Annotated in this window: 19 protein-coding genes; 9 read left to right on the top strand and 10 right to left on the bottom strand. The window is 71.1% G+C overall.

Going from position 1 to position 18,942, the window contains the following annotated elements; translation table 11 throughout:
- Window positions 1–160: 160 nt before the first annotated feature.
- The 3 genes from ABT367_RS27265 (at window position 161) to ABT367_RS27275 (ending at window position 2,577) form a co-directional block, all read left to right on the top strand.
- On the top strand, window positions 161–658 hold the full coding sequence (locus ABT367_RS27265; protein WP_352255743.1) for a transglycosylase SLT domain-containing protein: 498 nt from the start codon (window positions 161–163) through the stop codon (window positions 656–658).
- A 58-nt stretch (window positions 659–716) separates the two neighbouring features.
- On the top strand, window positions 717–1,847 hold the full coding sequence (locus ABT367_RS27270; RefSeq protein ID WP_352255744.1) for an LCP family protein: 1,131 nt from the start codon (window positions 717–719) through the stop codon (window positions 1,845–1,847).
- A gap of 139 nt (window positions 1,848–1,986) precedes the next feature.
- On the top strand, window positions 1,987–2,577 hold the full coding sequence (locus ABT367_RS27275; protein ID WP_352255745.1) for a TIGR04222 domain-containing membrane protein: 591 nt from the start codon (window positions 1,987–1,989) through the stop codon (window positions 2,575–2,577).
- Window positions 2,578–2,641: 64 nt separating this feature from the next.
- Here the strand turns inward: ABT367_RS27275 and ABT367_RS27280 are convergent, their stop codons facing one another.
- Together ABT367_RS27280 and ABT367_RS27285 are read right to left on the bottom strand one after the other, a co-directional pair.
- Complete coding sequence (locus tag ABT367_RS27280; protein WP_352255746.1) at window positions 2,642–3,613, bottom strand: DUF3500 domain-containing protein; 972 nt, start codon at window positions 3,611–3,613, stop codon at window positions 2,642–2,644.
- Between the two features lie 159 nt (window positions 3,614–3,772).
- Window positions 3,773–4,462, bottom strand: coding sequence for a DUF6882 domain-containing protein (locus ABT367_RS27285; RefSeq protein WP_352255747.1), 690 nt, complete (start codon window positions 4,460–4,462; stop codon window positions 3,773–3,775).
- 178 nt (window positions 4,463–4,640) lie between these two features.
- Between ABT367_RS27285 and ABT367_RS27290 the strand changes: the two genes are divergently transcribed.
- Window positions 4,641–5,864: a metallophosphoesterase gene (locus ABT367_RS27290; protein ID WP_352255748.1), complete on the top strand. Its 1,224-nt coding sequence runs from the start codon at window positions 4,641–4,643 to the stop codon at window positions 5,862–5,864.
- Between the two features lie 187 nt (window positions 5,865–6,051).
- A complete protein-coding gene (locus ABT367_RS27295; protein WP_352255749.1) occupies window positions 6,052–6,720 on the top strand; it encodes a lysophospholipid acyltransferase family protein in 669 nt (222 codons plus the stop codon).
- A 76-nt stretch (window positions 6,721–6,796) separates the two neighbouring features.
- Here ABT367_RS27295 and ABT367_RS27300 read toward each other — a convergent pair whose 3' ends face one another.
- Window positions 6,797–7,708: a sucrase ferredoxin gene (locus ABT367_RS27300; RefSeq protein ID WP_352255750.1), complete on the bottom strand. Its 912-nt coding sequence runs from the start codon at window positions 7,706–7,708 to the stop codon at window positions 6,797–6,799.
- A 1-nt stretch (window position 7,709) separates the two neighbouring features.
- Window positions 7,710–8,915, bottom strand: coding sequence for a cupin domain-containing protein (locus tag ABT367_RS27305; RefSeq protein WP_352255751.1), 1,206 nt, complete (start codon window positions 8,913–8,915; stop codon window positions 7,710–7,712).
- Window positions 8,916–8,959: 44 nt separating this feature from the next.
- On the opposite strand from ABT367_RS27305, the gene ABT367_RS27310 reads away from it, so the two are divergent.
- Both ABT367_RS27310 and ABT367_RS27315 read left to right on the top strand, forming a co-directional pair.
- Window positions 8,960–9,220 carry a hypothetical protein gene (locus ABT367_RS27310; protein ID WP_352255752.1) on the top strand — a complete coding sequence of 87 codons (261 nt, stop codon included), beginning with the start codon at window positions 8,960–8,962 and terminating at the stop codon, window positions 9,218–9,220.
- Between the two features lie 179 nt (window positions 9,221–9,399).
- Window positions 9,400–9,960, top strand: coding sequence for a type 1 glutamine amidotransferase domain-containing protein (locus ABT367_RS27315; RefSeq protein WP_352255753.1), 561 nt, complete (start codon window positions 9,400–9,402; stop codon window positions 9,958–9,960).
- Window positions 9,961–10,022: 62 nt separating this feature from the next.
- Here the strand turns inward: ABT367_RS27315 and ligD (ABT367_RS27320) are convergent, their stop codons facing one another.
- The 5 genes from ligD (ABT367_RS27320) to ABT367_RS27340 form a co-directional block, all read right to left on the bottom strand.
- Complete coding sequence (gene ligD / locus ABT367_RS27320; protein ID WP_352255754.1) at window positions 10,023–10,955, bottom strand: non-homologous end-joining DNA ligase; 933 nt, start codon at window positions 10,953–10,955, stop codon at window positions 10,023–10,025.
- Between the two features lie 143 nt (window positions 10,956–11,098).
- On the bottom strand, window positions 11,099–11,746 hold the full coding sequence (locus tag ABT367_RS27325) for an endonuclease (RefSeq protein ID WP_352255755.1): 648 nt from the start codon (window positions 11,744–11,746) through the stop codon (window positions 11,099–11,101).
- Window positions 11,743–12,756 carry a non-homologous end-joining DNA ligase gene (ligD, locus tag ABT367_RS27330; RefSeq protein WP_352255756.1) on the bottom strand — a complete coding sequence of 338 codons (1,014 nt, stop codon included), beginning with the start codon at window positions 12,754–12,756 and terminating at the stop codon, window positions 11,743–11,745. The genes ABT367_RS27325 and ligD (ABT367_RS27330) overlap by 4 nt, the downstream gene beginning before the upstream one ends.
- A complete protein-coding gene (locus ABT367_RS27335; protein WP_352255757.1) occupies window positions 12,753–13,394 on the bottom strand; it encodes a DNA polymerase ligase N-terminal domain-containing protein in 642 nt (213 codons plus the stop codon). The genes ligD (ABT367_RS27330) and ABT367_RS27335 overlap by 4 nt, the downstream gene beginning before the upstream one ends.
- 208 nt (window positions 13,395–13,602) lie before the next feature.
- The gene (locus ABT367_RS27340) at window positions 13,603–14,592 is read right to left on the bottom strand and encodes an SDR family NAD(P)-dependent oxidoreductase (RefSeq protein ID WP_352255758.1); all 990 of its coding nucleotides are present in this window, start codon (window positions 14,590–14,592) and stop codon (window positions 13,603–13,605) included.
- A gap of 297 nt (window positions 14,593–14,889) precedes the next feature.
- Here ABT367_RS27340 and ABT367_RS27345 point away from each other — a divergent pair, with 297 nt between their 5' ends.
- Both ABT367_RS27345 and ABT367_RS27350 read left to right on the top strand, forming a co-directional pair.
- Window positions 14,890–16,689, top strand: a complete 1,800-nt coding sequence (locus ABT367_RS27345) for a chitinase (protein WP_352255759.1) — start codon at window positions 14,890–14,892, stop codon at window positions 16,687–16,689.
- A 130-nt stretch (window positions 16,690–16,819) separates the two neighbouring features.
- Complete coding sequence (locus ABT367_RS27350) at window positions 16,820–17,470, top strand: ester cyclase (protein WP_352255760.1); 651 nt, start codon at window positions 16,820–16,822, stop codon at window positions 17,468–17,470.
- A gap of 119 nt (window positions 17,471–17,589) precedes the next feature.
- Here the strand turns inward: ABT367_RS27350 and ABT367_RS27355 are convergent, their stop codons facing one another.
- Window positions 17,590–18,741 (bottom strand): hypothetical protein, encoded by a 1,152-nt coding sequence (locus tag ABT367_RS27355; RefSeq protein WP_352255761.1) that lies wholly within the window; start codon window positions 18,739–18,741, stop codon window positions 17,590–17,592.
- Window positions 18,742–18,942: the final 201 nt, after the last annotated feature.

Here is an 18,942-nt window from a genome sequence, read left to right on the forward strand (position 1 = left end):
CCGAGGGCCGTGGGGGCCCTCTGCTGACCGAGGTAGTACGTCACGTCTTTGCGTCGGCCGTCCGGGCGGGGCTACGACTGGCTGACGTTCCCGGACAGCCGGGAGCAACCGGGCGGATTCGCCTGGCACCGGACGTACCGCATTGGAGTGCACGACCTTTATGCCCCCCACCCAGACCCGAACCCGGATCGCGCGACTGCGCAGGATCACCTTCAGCGGCATAGCCACCGCGGGCACCGCGGCCGCCGCCCTCACCCTGGCCCCCTCCACCGCACAGGCAGCCGAGCCCACCGGAAGCGCTCCGGCGGCGCAGCGCGCGGCGGACGACAGGACGTACCCCGAAAACCTCGACGGCTGGATCCGTGAGTCCCTCGACATCATGAAGGCCGAGGGCATCCCGGGCAGCTACGAGGGACTGCACCGCAACATCATCCGCGAGTCCGGCGGAGACCCGAACGCCCAGAACAACTGGGACATAAATGCCCAGAACGGCACCCCTTCCAAGGGGCTGCTCCAGGTCATCCAGCCCACGTTCGACGCCTACCACGTCGAGGGCACCCCCGAGGACCTGACCGATCCGGTCGCCAATATCACCGCGGCCGCCAACTACGCCGCGGACCGCTACGGCTCCATCGACAACGTCGACTCCGCGTACTGAGACCCGGCAGCCGAATCCGCGTACTGAGACAAACCGGCAGACGACAGAGGGGCAGCGCATGCCGCACGAGAACGAACACCCCGCGCAGCCGGCCGGCGCCCCACCGGCCCCCGGTTACGGACCACCGCGGCCCGGCCGCTCCCGCCACAAGGCACGCAAGATGGGTCTGCGGTACGTGGCCTGGGGCGCTCTGGGCCTGCTGCTCGCCACCGGCGGCGGCGTCGCCTACGCCTGGCAGCACCTCGACGGCAACATCAAGTCCACCGACCTGAACGCCGCGCTGGGGCAGGACCGGCCCGACGCGCAGCGCGGCGGTGCGCAGAACATCCTGCTGCTCGGGTCCGACTCCCGGGCGGGCACCCACGGCAAGTACGGCAAGGGAGTCAGCGGGGCACGGGCCGATACGGCGATGGTCCTGCACGTGGACAAGAGCCACCGGAAGGCCTCGGTCGTGAGCATTCCGCGCGACACGATGGTCGAGCGCCCCGCCTGTACGAAGTCCGGCGGCGATGAGGTGCCCGGCGCACGGCAGGCGATGTTCAACTCGTCGTACGCGGTGGGCGGACCGGCCTGCACCGTCAAGACCGTCGAGAAGATGTCGGGCCTGCGCATGGACCACTACCTCGAAGTCGACTTCAAGGGGTTCCAGAAGCTCATCGACGAGCTCGGCGGCGTGGACATCACGACCGGCAAGGCCATCGACGACCACAACAGCGGTCTCTCGCTCACCGCGGGCAAGCACCGCCTCGACGGCGAGCAGGCACTCGCGCTCGTACGCACCCGGCATGGCGTGGGCGACGGCAGCGACCTGGGGCGGATCCAGCTCCAGCAGGCGTTCGTCAAGGCCCTGATCCACCGGGCGCACACCGTCGATCCGCTGGGCAGCCCGGCCAAGTCCTACGCGCTCGCCGACACCGCCACGAAGAGCATCAGCGCGGACTCCGGCCTGGCCTCCGCCGACAAGCTCCTCGGTCTGGCCGAGGACCTCGAGGACATCAGCCCGGAGCGCACCCGGATGATCACCCTGCCCGTCACGTACGACGCACAGGACGCGGGACGCGTACTGCCGCTCGACAAGGCGTCGCACCGGGTGTGGACGGCCCTGCGCCAGGATCAGCCCGTTCCGAAGTCCGCGACCTCGGCCTCCGTGGGCGACAAGGCCGATACGCCGGTGCACGCGGGCAGTTGAGGGCGGCGTGGCCCACCGACACCTCGGCCTGCCCGTAGCTCAAGTAATGCTCTGAGATGGCGGGGAGAGGGTTGGGCCCTTCGCCGGCAGGTGACACTGCCGACAGGTGCAGCGGGGCCGAATCGGGGGGCGGGTCTGGATGCGGTGGGGGTTCAGCAGGAGTTCGAGCGCGGCGCAGGAACTGCAGGTGTACGACGTCGCGTTCCTGGCGGGCGGGGCTCGGCGGGTGGCGGACAGCGTGATCATCTCGCTGAACAGGCGCGGCCTTGTCGTCGTGCTCGCCTCGCGGGTGCGCACGGTGGACGGCGAGCAGCCCGAGCATGCGGTCGAGCGTGCTGTGCTCGTCTTCTGCCGGCGCAGCAAGAACATCGACGCCGTACGCGCTGCCGTGCAACGCTCCCCGGAGATCGAGGAGATCGGGCGCCGGCTGGCCGCATTGGGTCTGGTGGCGGGCTCGCGCCGCCGGGTGACGCGTGCGGGCAGGCGCCACCTGCAGGCGGCCGGACGCGACGCGAGCGTGCCGGAGTACGTCCTGGGCGGGGCCACCATCTTCCGGGACGGGACGGTGCGACACCGGGGTGGCCACGCGCAGGGACTTCCCGCCGGCCTCGGCCGGACTCTGAGGCGCATGGGCAAAGCCCTCGACAACGACTCCGATTCCGGCTCGGATGCGGGCTCGTACGCCGGGAGCGGTTCGAGTTGCGGTGGCGGCGGAGGCGGCGGCGACTGAGGCCTCACCGCCCGGCTCGGTCGCACAACTCCACCTGCTCCAGGGGTGGTTCGCTCCGAGCCGGTCAGCCGTCGGTGTGCTGATCCGTGTAGTGCGTCTGCAGAAGGTCGATGCCCCAGTCGTGGCGCAGGTGCCGCCATACGGAGTGGGCGTGGTTGCCGTTGTCCTGGGTGTTGTCGTACTCGATGAGGAAATCGGGCGATCGTACGCAGTAGTAGTGCTGTTCGCCGGGAGCCAGGCCGCCGGCCCAGGCGAAGGAGAGCGCCTCCGGTCCGCGCGCTTGGACCTCGGACCAGCGGGCCTGTGCGTAGGCGGCAGGAGCCCGGTCGAAGTAGCGGCGCACCAGCTGTTCAAGGAGCTGTTGCTGCGGGTCCGTCATCGCGCCGTACGACAGGCCGGACGGCAGTACGCCGGGGTCGGCGAACGGGTCGTCGCGGGTGAGGATGTCGTCCGGCGGCGTGGCCGAGAAGACCGCTTCGGTGCGCCGGGCGCGGTCCAGATCGGTGACGAGGTCGCGGGCCAGATCCTCCTCCGGGCCCAGCAACCGCCGCCCTGCGTGCGGGCCTTCGCCGATCCGTGCCGGCTCCGAGCCGATGAAGTGGGGCGTCACCCGGATACCGCCCGCCGCGACCAGCACATGGACGGCGAGGTGGTGGCCGTTCATCCGCCAGCCCCACGGGCCGTCACCGTCCGGATCGCCCAGCAGCCGCAGCCAGTACCGGTCCGGGCCCGTGGCCCCGACCAGGGTACGGCGATGGCGTTCCACCTCGATCGCGCCGAGGGCCAGCTCCGCGCCCAGCGCGCCGTGCGCGGCGGCGAGCACCGCCGCGACCGCCTCGCGCTGCACGCCGTCGAGCCCTTCGGTGGACAACCCCGGCCGTGAGCCGGGCAGATACGTCCACTCCCGCAGCTCCGGCGCATCGAGCCGGCTCGGCGCCGCCCGCAACTCCCGTACCTGCTCGGGCTCCAGGACCTTCAGGAGCGTATGCACGGCCGCGCGCAGCCCCGCCGCCGCCTCCACCTCGATGCCACCCATGTTTCCTCCTCGCCGCAGGACACCCTCGCGCGGGACGCCGTCCTCTCGTTGCGCCCCATCGTGCGTCCTTGATTCGCAAGCTACCTCGCCTGCCCGGCCCTCATGACCGCATACGGAAAGGAACCGGCGAGCTGCCGCCGGCCTCACGGACGCTGCGGGTCAACCGCCCACCGTGAGGCGGATGTTGCCGATACGCCCCATCGCGTCGAAGGAGACAACGGCGGCGTTCCCGGTCGGCAGGTCGGCGATCAGCTGGTCGTCTTCCATGCGATGCGGTACCCCGTGGTGCTCGAAGTACCCCCTGACCGCATGCTGCGGAGAACGCCCGATGAGTGAGACCCCCGCCATCAGTACGCGCGGCAGGGCGATCGGATCGAGGGGAGCGTTCGGCACCTTCGGGTCGTCGGGCAGGAAGTACACCTGGGTGGTGGGCCCGGCGGGCTGCCCGATGTACCCGGGAGCGTTGGCCACCCCCATGCCCGCGAAGGCCAGCATCTCGGCGGCCCGCCGGGGGTCGTCGAAGCCGGACAGATCGAGTCGGCCGGCGGTGAACTCGGGGATCCCGTTCGCCTGTCCGTACCGCGCCACGGCGGCGGACAGCGCGACGACCTCGCTCCCGCCGAGCCCCGGATTCGCCCAACCCCACATCCAGGACCCGTCGTTCATGTCGTACGTCCCCAGGACTCCGACCCGCAGCTGCGTCTCCCCCTGCTGATACGAACAGGTCGGCAGGTCCGCGGTCCATGGCGCATCGGGCAGGAACTCCATGAGCGCTTCGAGCTGAGTCGCGCCCCAGACGGAGTGCCGTTCCGTCTCGAGCAGGAACTGGTCGCTGAATCCGTTTGTCATGATCAGGAGCGTAGGGGGCGCGGCTCAACGCCGGGTAGCCCGGGCTCCGTTCCGCCAGGAACGGGGGCACTGCGCCTTGATCTTGTTGCGGGGCGGAGTGAGCAGGCGCGTACTTCCGTGGAACACGAGGCGGCTACAGTGCCCGCAACAGCTGCCTGGGTGCTTGAAAAGGGGACGCGTGACCGAGACCAGCGACGAAACCCGATCCGCCGGAGCCGCGGCGGACGCGGCTCGGCCGAGCCGGTTGCATCGCCTGATGCGCTACCTCCCCCTGATCGCCCCCGTCCTGCTGTGGGCCGTGCCCTGCTGGCTGCTCCTGCACGCCGGCCAGAACTGGCCGCTGCCCGTCGCGCCGGCCTGCACCGTCCTGTTCGCTCTCGGTCTCGTCGGCATGCCGCTGGCGATGGTGCGCGGTCACGGCCGGCGGCAGCAGGACGCGGCGGCGATCGTCGGGGACACCCTGCTCGGCAGCGTCTGGGTCCTGTTCACCTGGTCCGTTCTGCTCGGCACGCTGCTGCGGCTCGCCCTGACCGTGGCCGGTGTCGGCGACGGCCAGGACCGGGCCCGGATCGTCACCTGGGCGACTCTCGGCGCAGCCGCCGTGCTGCTCGGCTGGGGCTACGCCGAAGCTCGCCGGGTGCCGCGGGTTCGCCGGCTCGACGTACAACTCCCCCGCCTCGGCGCCGGATTGGACGGCACCCGCGTCGTCCTCATCACCGACACCCACTACGGTCCGCTCGACCGGGCGCGCTGGTCCGCGCGGGTCTGCGACACGGTGAATACCCTGGAGGCCGATCTGGTCTGCCACACCGGTGACATCGCCGACGGCACAGCCGATCGCCGCCGCGCCCAGGCCGCCCCGCTCGGCACCGTGCAGGCCACCCGGGCCCGGGTCTACGTCACCGGCAACCACGAGTACTACAGCGAGGCCCAGGGCTGGGTCGACCTGATGGACGAGCTGGGCTGGGAGCCACTGCGCAACCGTCATCTGCTGCTCGAACGAGGCGGCGACACCCTCGTCGTCGCCGGCGTGGACGATGTCACCGCCGAGTCCTCCGGCCTGGCCGGCCACCGCGCCCACCTCGCCGGAGCACTCGACGGCGCCGACCCCGACCACCCTGTTCTGCTCCTGGCCCATCAGCCCAAGTTCATCGACCGGGCCGCCGCCGAGGGCGTGGACCTCCAACTGTCCGGCCACACCCACGGCGGCCAGATCTGGCCCTTCCACCACCTGGTCCGCCTCGACCAGCCGGCCCTCGCCGGCCTGAGCCGCCACGGCACCCGGACCCTCCTCTACACCAGCCGTGGCACCGGCTTCTGGGGTCCGCCCTTCCGCATCTTCGCGCCCAGCGAGATCACCCTGCTCGTGCTCCGCTCCGGGCAGCGGTCGCCCTCGTCGTAGCCGTCGGAGCGCCGAGTCCCGTAGGGGTACGGGAGGTCCAGGCGCGGCCCCACTGCGCCGAGCACCGCGCCGAAGTGCGCATCCGTACGTGCCGGGCGCCAGACGAAGATGAGTACCTGCGCTCAGGCTCCGCAGGCTCCCGGCGCCGACGATGGAGATCATTCGTCCTCGGCCTCAGGAGACCACGTTGCTCAGCCGCCTCGCCCAGGTTCTCGTTCCTGCCTTCGGTCGCCTCACCGTGACCGCCGACGCCGGTGCCGAGTTCGCACGCGGCAGTCTCATCGTCGCGAATCACACCTCGTTGGCCGACCCCGCTGTCGTGCTCGCCGCGCTGGAGCGTCTCGGGGTCCGGCCCGTGGTCATGGCCGCGGCGGGCCTGTGGCGCGTTCCGTTCCTCGGTACGGCCCTGGCTCGCGAGGGCCATATCCCGGTTCATCGTGGAGACCGCCGCGCGGCACGGGCTCTCGACCTCGCCGCCTCCGCGCTCGAGGACGGCGAGTCGGTGCTCATCTACGGTGAGGGCCGCCTGCCCGTGCGCCGCGACGCCGGCGAACAGGCACCCCTCGCCTTCCGCAGTGGCGTGGCCAGGCTCGTCGAACGTACGGGCGCACCGATCGTGCCGATCGGGCAGGCCGGGGCGCGGCGGGTCACTTCCGGGAGCGTGGCCAAGCAGGTGGCGGGCCTGGCCACGGCGCCCCTGCGTCGTCCGGATCTGCATGTGCACGTGGGGGCTCCGCTGACCGTGGCCGGGCGCGGCCACCGGACCATCCGTACGGGACAAGCGCACGACGCGGTCACCGCGGCCTGGCGTACGGCGGCGGGCCGGCTGGGCGAGCCGGCGGCGCTCGCCGCGTAACGGGAGCGCTCGGCCCGTCCGCGGCGGGGGCACCTGCCCTCATCGACGCGCCACAGGACCGGCCCGCACGTCGGGTTCACCGTCGTCCGGTGACGATCGACCGGGCTTCGTAGACGACGGTGGAGCTCAAGGACAGCCCGTTGCAGGTCAGTTGGCGAGCGGGCGTCCGGTGGGACCGCACGTCGACGTCGTACGTGAGGGAGCGCGGTGTACGAGCCGTCAGGCGGACGAGCCAGCCGTCACCGTCGCGCGACGTGTCCTCGACCGCGTAGTGGTGCCGGCCCGCCGGACCGAAGCGAGCGAGGAGAGCGGCCACCGCGGTCTGCTGGGGCGGGAAGAGGTTCGTATAGCCCCGCAGATGATCGGCATGTACGCGGTCGCACAGGTGCTCCTCGACCGCCGTGACGGCCGACGCGGCGTCGAGGTTGCCGTAGTAGACGCCGTCGGGCGCGATGACGACGTTGGCGGCGAATCGGTCGCCTCCGATGTGCGTGCACTCCCACACCAGGTCCGGCCAGCGCCGGCTCAGCGCCCGTGACACCGGCCGGCCGCGCACGGCACAGCAGGCGTCGTGCAGGCCGTGGGCGCAGACGAGCACGACGGGCCGAGCTCCCCGGTCGCCGGGGGCGTGGAGGGCGAGGGCGATGCCCGCGAGGTCCTCGTCACGCGTCCAGGTGCCCCAGGTCTGCCGGTGTGCGCCATCGCTCTCGTAGCGCAGGACCGCCCAGCGCCGGAGCCCTTCGTACGTGCGCCGTCCGTGCCGCCTGATCAGGAGGATGCGGGCCCGCACCGCTTGGGCCGCGGAGAATACGAGCCGCTTGGTGTCGGGGTCGAGCGCGAGGCCGTCGAAGCCGTTGGGCGGCCAGCCGCCCGGGTGCTCGATGAGAATCCAGGTCGTTCCGTACGGCGCCGTACCGGCCAGAGGGTCGTTCCGCAGCCGGGCGGCGTCGGCGCAGAAGAACCGGGGCGCCGGGTCAACCGCCCGCACTTCAGGCCTCGCCGGGTACCGCTACACCCGCGCGCAGAAGCCGCTCGACGAGCTCGGGGCCCAGCTCGTGTGCGGCGTGGACCCGGCCGTCGAGCAGGCGGGTCACCGCGGGCAGGTCCTGTTCGCGGAAGTCGAGCCAGCCCGCCCGTGTGTGCAGGCGCCGGCCCTCCAACCGTGCCTCGAGCGATGCCCGCAACCGCACCCGCGTATCGCCGGCGAGGCTCTCGACGGCAGCGAGTTGGGCCAGCGGTCCCAGCGGCGCAGGCCGGGCCCGGCCGCGCCGGGTCCGATGGAACAGGGGCGTTGGATCCGTCTCCGTCAGGGCGGCGAGGAGACGTTTGCGGACGAGCTCGAGTTCCTCTCCCGGACCGTCGGTGCCGAGCGGCAGGGATGCGCGCATCTCCGGGTCGTCGCGCAGCAACGCCAGTGCGGACTGGGCGAGTTGTTCGGCCAGGGTGTGGCGTGTCCAGGTGTGGATGCCGAGCGTCAGGTGGATCGAGACGGCGCCCTGCGCCTCGGCCGCGTGCAGCCAGCCCCGTGGCAGGTAGAGGACGTCGCCCGGCGCGAGGACGGTGTCCAGGTGGGGCTCGTCCTTCGCGGCCTGGGCGACCGCGTCACGGTGATCGGTCCATGGCTGGTCGCGCAGCGGGTCGGGGTGGACCGGCTTGTGGATCATCCAGCGCTTGGTGCCGGCGATCTGGAGGACGAAGACGTCGTGCACGTCGTAGTGGTCGTCGAACCCGCGGTTCTGCGGAGGCGTGACGTAGGCGTTGGCCTGCACCGGGTGGCCGAGTTCCGTACTCAGGCGCGCGACGAAGTCGGCCACCGGATCCCACGTGCGGTGCAGGGCCTGAAGGACGAGCGTCGCGCCGTCGGCGAAGCCGCGCCACAGGGCGGTGTCGTCGAGCTGGTCCCCGATGGACGCGCCGACACCTGCCGGGGCGGTGAACGACGAGTCGGGGAGCGTGGCACCGTCCTTGGCCACGCGTAGGAACGGCGTGCGCAGACCGCGCCGGGCGATCAGTTCGTCGACGGCGCCGGCGGAGAACAGGTCCGTGAAGTCACTGGCCCCGCGCGTGAGCAGGGGGCTGCGCGCCCAGTGCTTCCGGGCGAAATCCTCGCGGGTCAGGTTGGTCAGGCGTGCGTGCAGGACGCCGACGCCTGGCTGGGCGTCGGCGTCCCGGAGCTGAGGGGAAGGGGTGCTCAAACGCCACTGCCGGACTCGTCGGCCCCACCGTCGGCTCCGCCGTCGTGGACACCCGGCGTGCCCGCGGCACCACCGTCCGCCGGACCTTCCGCCCCGCCATCCGCACCCCCGTCATGCACACCCGGCGTGCCTGCGGCACCACCGTCCGCCGGACCTTCCGCCCCGCCATCCGCACCCCCATCGTGGACACCCGGCGTGCCCGCGGCGCCACCGTCCGCCGGGCCTTCGGTCTGGTTCGGGTCCTGCTCGGGGTTCGTCATGTCTCCTCCTGGAAGTCGACGGTCGTGACGGGACGGGAGCCTTGAAAACCCCCGTGTCCCCACTTCCCAACGTCACCCATGCGGTCCCGGCCAGCAACCGGAGGAGTATCGATACTGCGAGGCTTTTGTTCCGTATGTGCTGATTGAGATGGCACTCGCCGGTTACTGGATCGATACGGCCTCGGCGATCGGGGCGACACCCCCACGAGCGGAAGGACATGCACATGCCTGCGGATCTCGGAAACCGTCGTGCGCTGGTCATCACGACCAATTACGGCGTCGAACAGGATGAGCTCGTCAAACCGGTCGAGCACCTGCGCGGCCTGGGCGCACAGGTCGACATCGCAGCAACCGAGAAGGACACCGTCGTCACGCTGGTGGGCGACCGCGATCCGGGCAAGACCGTGCCCGCGACGCACAGCCTGTCCGAGGTGCGGGCCGACGACTACGACCTGCTCCTGATCCCCGGCGGCACGATCAACGCGGACACCCTGCGCCTCGAGGACGCGGCCCTGGACGCCGTACGCAGTTTCGCCTCGTCCGGACGTCCGGTGGCGGCGATCTGCCATGGCCCTTGGGTCGCGGTCGAGGCGGACGTTCTGCGGGGCAAGACGCTGACCTCCTACCCGTCCACGGCCACCGATGTCCGCAATGCCGGGGGCACCTGGGTCGACAAGGAGGTACAGGTCTGCGGTGCGAACGGCTGGACGCTGATCACCTCGCGCAAGCCCGACGACATCCCGGCGTTCCTCGACGCCATCAACGGAGCGCTGACGCCCAGCTGAGGCGGTGGCGTCAGTCCGCTCCGGCGCCGCAGCCCTTCCCGAAGGGCTGCGGCGCCGCTCTCTCATGCCCGCTGATCCTTCAGGTCCCGCAGTGCGGCGCGGGCGGGCCCCAGAGCCCGCCCCTTGCGGGCCAGGCCGCCCCACGGGTCGGTACGGGCCTGGTCGAGGACGTTGTCGATGGTCCAGCGCCGCGCCGTGAGGTCCGGGTCGTCGAGCTGGTCCCAGGCGATCGGGGTGGCCACGGGGGCGCCCGGCTTCGCCCGTACCGTGTACGGGGTGACGGCGGTCTGCGCGTACGCGTTGCGCTGCACGTCCAGGTAGAGCCGGGCGCCCCGGTCCTCCTTGCGCATGGCGGTGGTCAGCCGGTCGGGGTGGGCCGCGGCCAAGGTGTCCGCGGCCTCCTTGGCGAAGTCATGGACGTCGTCGAAGGTGTGCCGTCCCTTGAGAACGGCCACCACGTGCAGTCCGCGCGAGCCCGTGGTCATCGCCCCGGAGGCGAGGCCGATACGGTCGAGGAGTTCGCGCACCTGACGGGCCGCGGAGCGGACGGCCGCGAAGTCATCGTCCCCGGCCGGGTCGAGGTCGAACACCACGCGGTCCGGATGCCGGATGCCCGAGGCCCTCGACTGCCAGCGGTGCAGGGTGATGGCCGCCTGGTCGGTGAGGTAGACCAGTGTCGCCGTGTCGTCGCAGACCGGATGCACGACGCTGCCGCCCTCCTTGGGCACCTTCACGCGGCGGATCCACTCCGGGAAGTACGCGGGCACGTTCTTCTGCATGATCCGGGCGCCGTCGAGGCCGTCGGGAAGACGTTCGAGCATGAGCGGGCGCCCACGCAGATGCGGAAGCATGAAAGGGGCGATCTCCCGGTGGTACGCGACGAGATCACCCTTCGTGATCGCGTCCCCGGTATCGCCCGCCGGCAGCCGTGTCTTGTCCTGCCGGTGCAAGGTCAGCGTGCGGCGGCCGACCCGCAGGGACTGGGTCTCGGACATCGAACGGCTCCTCATCTTCGTCAGCGGTCCGGGTGCTTCGCCAGCCGGTCCGGCTCTCCGTCGGCGGGCCTGGGCTCTTCCCCGGCGGGCTCCGGCGCTTCGCCAGCGGTCCAGCGCACTTCGTCAGCGGCCCGCGCTCTTCGTCAGCCGGCCCGCGCCAGGCAGTCGTCCGCCACGCGCTGGTCCAGGGCGGCGCGCACAAGCGCCGCGGCCAGTTCCGCGTGGGAGGCGCCCTTCGCCAGGCGGGTGAGTGCGGCGGGCTCCCGCGGCAGCCCGAGACGCTCGGCGCCCTCGAGGGCTTTCGTGTCCAGGAACGGCGCGTACTCGGTCCAGACGTCCTGGACCTCACGCAGGAAGATGTCGGCACCCGTCGCGCCGAGTCCCGGCGTGCGGCGCAGCAGCGCCCGCAGCTCGTCCACGTCACCGTCCGCCTGCTTGCGCATCGTGCGCAGGTCGCCGGCGAAGTCGTCCAGCAACAACCGGGCGCCGTCGCCCAGTTGTGTGGCGGTCCGTTCGTCGTAGCGGCGATAGCCGCCCGCGCCCAGGGCGTCGACGCGCTGCTGCCACGTCGCGTCCGCCATACGGCGCGGATCACGCAGGCCCGCTTCGTACAAGGCACGTGCCGTGGAGACCGCGACCGAGGCCCGGATCCGGGCACTGAGCAGGGTCGCGAGTACGAGGGTGCGGTACAGGGGCTGCGGTGTGTCCCGTAGCCGGATGCCGGCCTCGGCGGCGTAGGTCCGGCCGTGCTCGCGCAACAGGGCCCGCATCACGTTCTTCTGCCCGGTCATGTCTTGGCCCGCTCCTTGATCACGTCAGTCGGCTTCTTGTCCTCGCGCAGCCCTTGGTAGCGGGGGTGGCGCAGCATGCCGTCGCGCGTCCATTCGGAGAAGGCGATCTGAGCCACCAGCCGCGGCCGCGTCCAGTGGGCGGTGGGCGGGGCGGCAGGGCGCCCCTCGAAGGGCGAGGTGTCCGCCTGCAGGGCGTCGAGCCTGTCCCTGAGCGCGGTCAGGGTCTTCTGGTCGAAGCCCGTGCCGACCTTGCCCGCGTAGCGCAGCCGGCCGTCCTCGTAGTAGCCGATCAGCAGGGCGCCGATGCCCTGCCTGCTGCCGGTCGGCTCGGTGAACCCGCCGACCACGAACTCCTGGCCCTGGGCGCACTTCAGCTTGAGCCAGTCCTCGGAGCGCCGTGCCTGGTACATGCTGTCCGCCCGCTTCGCGATGAGCCCTTCCCAGCCCCGCTTGCACGCGTCGGCGAGCAGCTCGGGTCCGCCGGCGTTGCGGTGTGTGCTCAGGCGCAGGGGCGCTCGGAATGTCAGCGCGTTGTGCAGGAGGGACTTACGCGTGCGCAGCGGCAGACGCCGCAGATCGGTGCCGTCGAGCCGCAGCAGGTCGAAGGCGTAGTACGTCACGGCGACCTTGCTGCGTGCCACGTCGGCGGGACGGGTGAGCCCCATGCGCTGCTGGAGCCGTCCGAAGTCCGTGCGGCCGTGAGAGTACGCGACGATCTCGCCGTCGATCGTGAAGTCCGCGCAGTCCTGTGCGGCCAGGGCGTCGACGATCTCCGGATAGGTGGCGTCGAGCTTGCGGCCGGAGCGGGAGCGCAGGGTCACCGTGCCGCCCTCGCGTACGGCGAGGACCCGGATGCCGTCGAGCTTCCGCTCGAAGATCCAGCCGTCGGGGAAGTCACGGCGGTCGCTGAGCGTCGCCAGCATGGGGGATGCCGCCAGTTCGACGCCGGGTGCGGCCGGCGAGAGGCGGCTTTCCAGCGCGGAGGGCACGGTGTCGAGCAGACCGGTCATCGCCGCTCACCCGCTTCCGCCTCGGCGACCTGGCGCAAGGTGCGTCCGCTGCGCGCGGACCGTGCGCGCCGAGGGTCGGGGGTGCCGGCGCCTCCAGGCCCGGATTTCGTGCGTACGAGCAGCCAGGTCGGTTGCGCGGAATCGGCGCCGGACTGCTCCTCGCGGCTTTTGATACGGGTGAGGGCGTACTGGCCGTGCAGTTTGTCGCCGTGCAGCTCGAAGGTGGCGTGCCCGTCGTCGAGGGCGCGTCCGAAGGGGACCGGGCGGCCGTCTTTGTCGTGGGCGGCGGGCCGGTACGTGCCCGTGTCCCAGACGATCACGGTCCCGCCGCCGTACTCATCTTCCGGGATCACCCCTTCGAAATCCCGGTAGGACAAGGGGTGGTCCTCGGTCGGGATGGCGAGCCTCTTGTCCCGTGGGTCGCCGGAGGGGCCCTTGGGGACGGACCAGGATTTGAGCACGCCGTCGACCTCGAGGCGGAAGTCGAAGTGCAGGGTGCTCGCGTCGTGGATCTGGACGACGAAGACGGGCCGGCCGTCCGCGTCACCGGTGCCGTCTGCGTTCCGGCCGCGCGGCTCCTTCGTACGGTCGAAGTTGCGCTTGTCGTGATAGGCCCGCAGGCCGTCCTTCTCGCTCACGGCGACCTCCTTCATCGCGAAGTGCGGATACCGGTTTCCATGCGCATCACCGCTGCGGGGCGGTACGCGTGCGGCCTGGCTGTCCCGGATGCCACGGCGGTGCGCCTCTGTGGCCGGGGCGCGGGCCGGCCGCTCCATGTGCGCCGCCGATGATCTCGGTCATGACCTGGGTTCCCGCGGGTACGAGAGCAAAACGGACACCCCCGCATCACGAACTGGTGCGCGGACCGGGCTCCTGCTGGTTGGCCTCGCGCACTGCCCGGTCGTTGCGCGCGCTGCCCCAGGCCCTGATCCGGCGCGCGATCGGATTGCGGGGCTCCCCGGCCTCGGCGCCCTGGCGCAGGGGCTCTCGGCCCGAAGCGGACGGCAGCAGCCGCGCGGCAACGCCGCCGAGGCGGGTCGTCAGGCCGGGCGCCACGCCGTGTGCGAGCTGCGCCGCCTTTGCCGGTGCGGTGAGCACCAGCCGGGCCCGTCGCCGGATCACCGCGTCCACGATCCTGCGGGCTGCCCGATCCGCGTCCATCGACAGCAGCGGGGCTCCCGCGGCGGCGCTGAACCAGCCGAACTCGGCGCTCGCGTCCCCGCCGAACTCTGCCTGCCGATGCGAACCGGTCCGCATCAGTCCCGGATGGACCGCGGTGACGCTCACCCCGGACGCGGCCGCCTCCGCGTACAGCCCTTCGGCGAGAGCGCCGACCGCGGCCTTGGCGCATGAGTACGGCAGCAGGTGCGGCGCGCCGAGCAGACCGCCCACCGAGCCGATCAGGCCGAGGCGTCCGCGGTTCTCGCGCAGATACGGCATCGCTTCGAGCGAGGTGTACAGGGCGCCGTAGAACATCGTGTCCATGGCGTCCGTGAACTCCGCCGGGCCGATCGCCTCGACGGGCGCGACCTGGATGACACCGGCGTTGGCGATCACGATGTCCAGGCCGTGGCGCTCATGGGCCTCACGCATCATCGTGGCGACGGCGGCCCGGTCGCGTACATCGCATACGGCCACATGTACGGTCGCCCCTGTCTCTTCGCGCACCCGTGCGGCCGCGCGCTCCAGCTCGTCGGCGTCGCGGGCGGCGAGGGTCACGGTGCAGCCTCGATCGGCCAGATGCCGGGCCATGAACAGCCCGAGCCCTCGGGAGCCGCCGGTGACCAGGGCGCCCACCGGCCCGGTCCGGTTCGGATGGCGGGTGCGTCGGGTCATCTCATCGCCTTTCAGAGGGAGCTTGCGAGCCGAAGCGGCAGGTCGGACGCGCCCCATGTGCCCACAAGCAGCCGTCCGTAACATCCCGTTTCGCCATCAGCGGGGTCGGATGCCGGCCGTCGCGCGTCACGCGGGAAGCAAGGCGCAGGGGGCCATCCGACCCTACGAACAAACACAATCCTCCGCACGCGGAGATCACCTGCCCGACAGCCGGTGCCCGTCAGAGGTATTGACCACTTGATTGGTCTGGACCAAGCTGTGCGCCACTTCCCTCATCAGGCCCCCCTGGAGGCAGTTGTGGAACGCCGCAGACCCCTGGCCACCCTGCTGGCGACGGTGCTCGCCGCGTGCGGGCTGCTCGTGTCAGCCCCCGCCGCCGACGCGGCCGACGTCGAGCTCGCGCGCAACGGCGGCTTCGAGGCCGGGCTGAGCGAATGGAGTTGCAGCGCGGGCAGCGGGGCGGTGATCTCCTCGCCCGTGCACAGCGGGAGCAAGGCCCTTCAGGCGACCCCGGCCGGCAGCGACAACGCCAAGTGCTCCCAGACGGTCACCGTGCAGCCCAACTCCGCGTACACACTGAGCGGTTGGGTGCGCGGCAACTATGTCTACCTGGGAGCGTCCGGCACCGGCGCCACCGACGTCTCCACCTGGACCCAGTCCGCACCCGACTGGCAGAAGCTCACCACCTCCTTCCGCACCGGCGCCTCCACCACCTCGGTGACGCTCTACACCCACGGCTGGTACGGGACAGCCGCCTACCAGGCCGACGACCTCTCACTCATCGGACCCGGCGGCGATCCGGTGCAGGTACCGGCGGCGCCGGCCGGCCTCAAGGCGGGCACCCCCACCAGCACCACCGTCCCGCTCTCCTGGTCCGCGGTCCCGGGCGCGACCCGCTACACCGTCTACAAGGGCGGCGCGCAGGTGACGACCGTGAGCGGCACCTCTGCCACCGTCACCGGGCTCAACCCCTCCACGGCGTACACGTTCCAGGTCACCGCGGGCAACAGCGCCGGCGACTCCCCCAAGTCCGCCGCCGTCACCGCGACGACCACCAGCGGCGGCGGCGAACCCGGCGGCGACCTCCCCGCCCACGCCCTCGTCGGCTACCTCCACTCGAGCTTCGCCAACGGGTCCGGCTATACGCGGATGGCGGACGTGCCCGACTCTTGGGACGTCATCAACCTGGCCTTCGGAGAGCCGACTTCGGTCACCTCGGGCGACATCCGCTTCAAGCTCTGCCCGGAGACCGAATGCCCGAACGTCGAGTCCGAAGCCGAGTTCAAGGCCGCGATCGACGCCAAGCAGGCCGCGGGCAAGAAGGTCCTGATCTCGATCGGCGGACAGAACGGCCAAGTACAGCTGGCCACGACAGCGGCACGTGACGCCTTCGTCTCCTCGGTGTCGAACATCATCGACACGTACGGGCTCGACGGCCTGGACATCGACTTCGAGGGGCACTCGCTCTCCCTGCAGAACGGCGACACCGACTTCCGCAGCCCCACAAGTCCCGTGATCGTGAACCTGATTCAGGCCATCAAGACGCTCAAGGCGAAGTACGGGGCGAAGTTCGTGCTCACCATGGCGCCGGAGACCTTCTTCGTCCAGCTCGGCTACCAGTTCTACGGATCGGGCCCCTGGGGCGGCCAGGACCCACGAGCCGGGGCGTACCTGCCGGTGATCCACGCGCTGCGCGAAGACCTCACGCTGCTGCACGTCCAGGACTACAACTCGGGCCCGATCATGGGCCTGGACAGCCAGTACCACTCCATGGGCGGCGCCGACTTCCACATCGCGATGACCGACATGCTGCTCACGGGCTTCCCCGTGGCCGGCAACACCGAGCGCGTCTTTCCCGCACTCCGTCCCGACCAGGTGGCCATCGGACTGCCCGCCTCGACCAATGCCGGCAACGGACACACCCCCACAGCCGAGGTGAACAAGGCGCTCGACTGCCTGACGAAGAAGACGAACTGCGGCTCCTACCAGACCCACGGCACCTGGCCGGCCTTGCGCGGCCTGATGACCTGGTCCATCAACTGGGACCGCTTCAACGGGTGGGAGTTCAGCCGGAACTTCGACGCCTACCGCTGGTGACGCGCCACGAACACACCCCGCCCACCAAGTGAAGGTTAACGATCTGAAGTGTGCACAAGTTGTGCACTTGTGGCCAAAGGTTGACTGCGCGAGTATCTGCCCAACTACCCACCTCCCGAAGGGTGTTGGCATGACACAGGCGGAAACCTCCCCTCCCCTCTGGCTTCAGGGGCGTGACGCGGTCATCGCCGCGGCGGCCCCAGGCGACTGGCGCGAGGAGGCTCCCGACTATCACTACTCGCACAGCGTGATGCCGGGGCAACGCACCAAGCAGCACGAGTCCGGTTCACTCGACGCGATCGTCGAAAGCATCGTGCAGGTCTTCGAGATGGAGGTGTCGCACAAGGGGGACCCGGCCACCTGGGTCTCGATGGTCACCGAGAAGTTCCGTACACGCGTCAACGGCGGCCCCTGGGCCGACGCGGCGGACATCGTCGACAAGGGCAGCTACAACATCCTCATCGGCGACAGCATCTTCTACGGCCAGGAGACCTTCGAGTCCTCCCACGAGGTGTTCCACACGGCGTTCCCCGAGGGCTTCTTCTGGGAGGTCCTCGAGGTCGTCTCGCCACCGCCTGTCGTCACCTTCAAGTGGCGGCACTGGGGCACCTTCACCGGCGAGTACAAGGGGTTCGCGCCGACCGGGGAGAAGATCGAGATGTACGGGGTGAGCATCGCCAAGGTCGGCGACGACCTGCGCCTGCTCGAAGTCGAGCACTACTACGACCCGAACGCGTTCCTCGGGTCGATGACGGGCGGCTGCCCGGTCGCCCACGGCTGAGCGCACGCGCACGCCGCACGGAAGGCGCGTGCGGCCGTAGATGATGGTGAAGGCCGGAGGCCCGTACCCTCCGGCTCGTCCTCGTCACCCGGCCGCACGACATCCGGCGATGGATGGCGTCACTTCCCAGGACCCCGGAATCTGCCGAGCGCCTTGGTGAACGTGCTCAGAGGTGAGGAGTCCGGTCTGCCCGGCGTGGTGGGCGATCCGAGGGGCAGCCCCTTGCCGTCGGTCGCCTCGGACAGGGCGGCCTGCAGCGCTTCGGCGGCCTCGTGGTACCGGTCGCGGGACTGCGTCATGGCCTCGAGCGCTTCGGCGTAGTGGTGGACCATGCGCCGCGCGTGCGCGAGTTCCTCATCGGGTGAGAGAAGGTGCCAGCCTCGACGCAGCCGGAGCAGTGCGGCTTCGGCGTCGGGGGCGAGCGGGCGCGGCAGCCCGGCGAACTCCACGATCTTGGCGACGAGTTCCGTCGGCTCGGAGCCGTCCAGGAACACCGAGTGGAGCGTGAAGTACTCCGCCTCGTATGCGGCATGGGGCTCGGCGGCAGGCAGCACGACGGCGCCACCGCGCGGCATGCGCACACCACGCTCCTTGCGCAGGGCGAAGTCGGCGATCTGCGCCTGCTGGGGTGTGGCACGGTGCTCGATCACCTGGTGCCGCAGGCTCGGCGGCAGGAACCCGGTGAGCGGCTGCCGGCCCGGCCCGTCCGGGGTCATCGCCTCGTGCACCACGAACTGGATGTACCAGCTGTCCTTGGCGCATTCCTTGAGCCGTGCGCGCAGCTCGTCGTCCCCCTCCGGCAGATGATTGGTCCTGCCGAGGCGCACCCCCGCCACCATGTCGTGATCCCACTCGGCACGGCCGCTGTCCGGCCAGAACATCGTGGCGGGCGACGGCCAGTCCAGGTCCCAGCGCCGGTCCGCCTCTGCCGCCAGGATCCAGGTCACGGCGTCCTGGCCCTGCCGGCGCACCTTGCCCGCGTACGTCGTCAGCTGGGCACGGACGGTGATGCCGTCGGCGACGCGCCAGCGCGCCTCGAACACGCGGCGGGCACCGGCGCCGGGGTCGGCAGCCGCGTCCCGCGGATGGAGCACGCTGGAACGCGCCGCGTCCTCGGGCTCCAGTTCCAAGAAGTCGTCCAGCACCCCGGCGGCCTTCAGCGCTATCAGGTTGCGCCGGGCGTCCAGCTCGGGATCGGGGCCGAGGTGACGCCCGCGTGCCAGCCATGCGGTATCGGGAGTGACGGTCGAGGAAGTCGTTTTCTTGGCCATGAAGTCGATCTGTGCGGGGGCAGGGGCTGGCACCAGTATGGGCGGCACCGCGCCCGCGACGCAGGGCAGGGTGGCGGTGACCGGCCGAGGACGGGTCAGGTACGGTGCCGCCCCACCTGCGCCGACGGACCGCACGGCTCAGCGGCGGGGGGCCGCCGGCCCGGGGGCCGCGCCCCGGGGGGGGGGGGGGGGGCCCGGGGC

The sequence above is a fragment of the Streptomyces mesophilus genome (genome assembly GCF_040300965.1).
Classification (GTDB): domain Bacteria; phylum Actinomycetota; class Actinomycetes; order Streptomycetales; family Streptomycetaceae; genus Streptomyces; species Streptomyces mesophilus_A.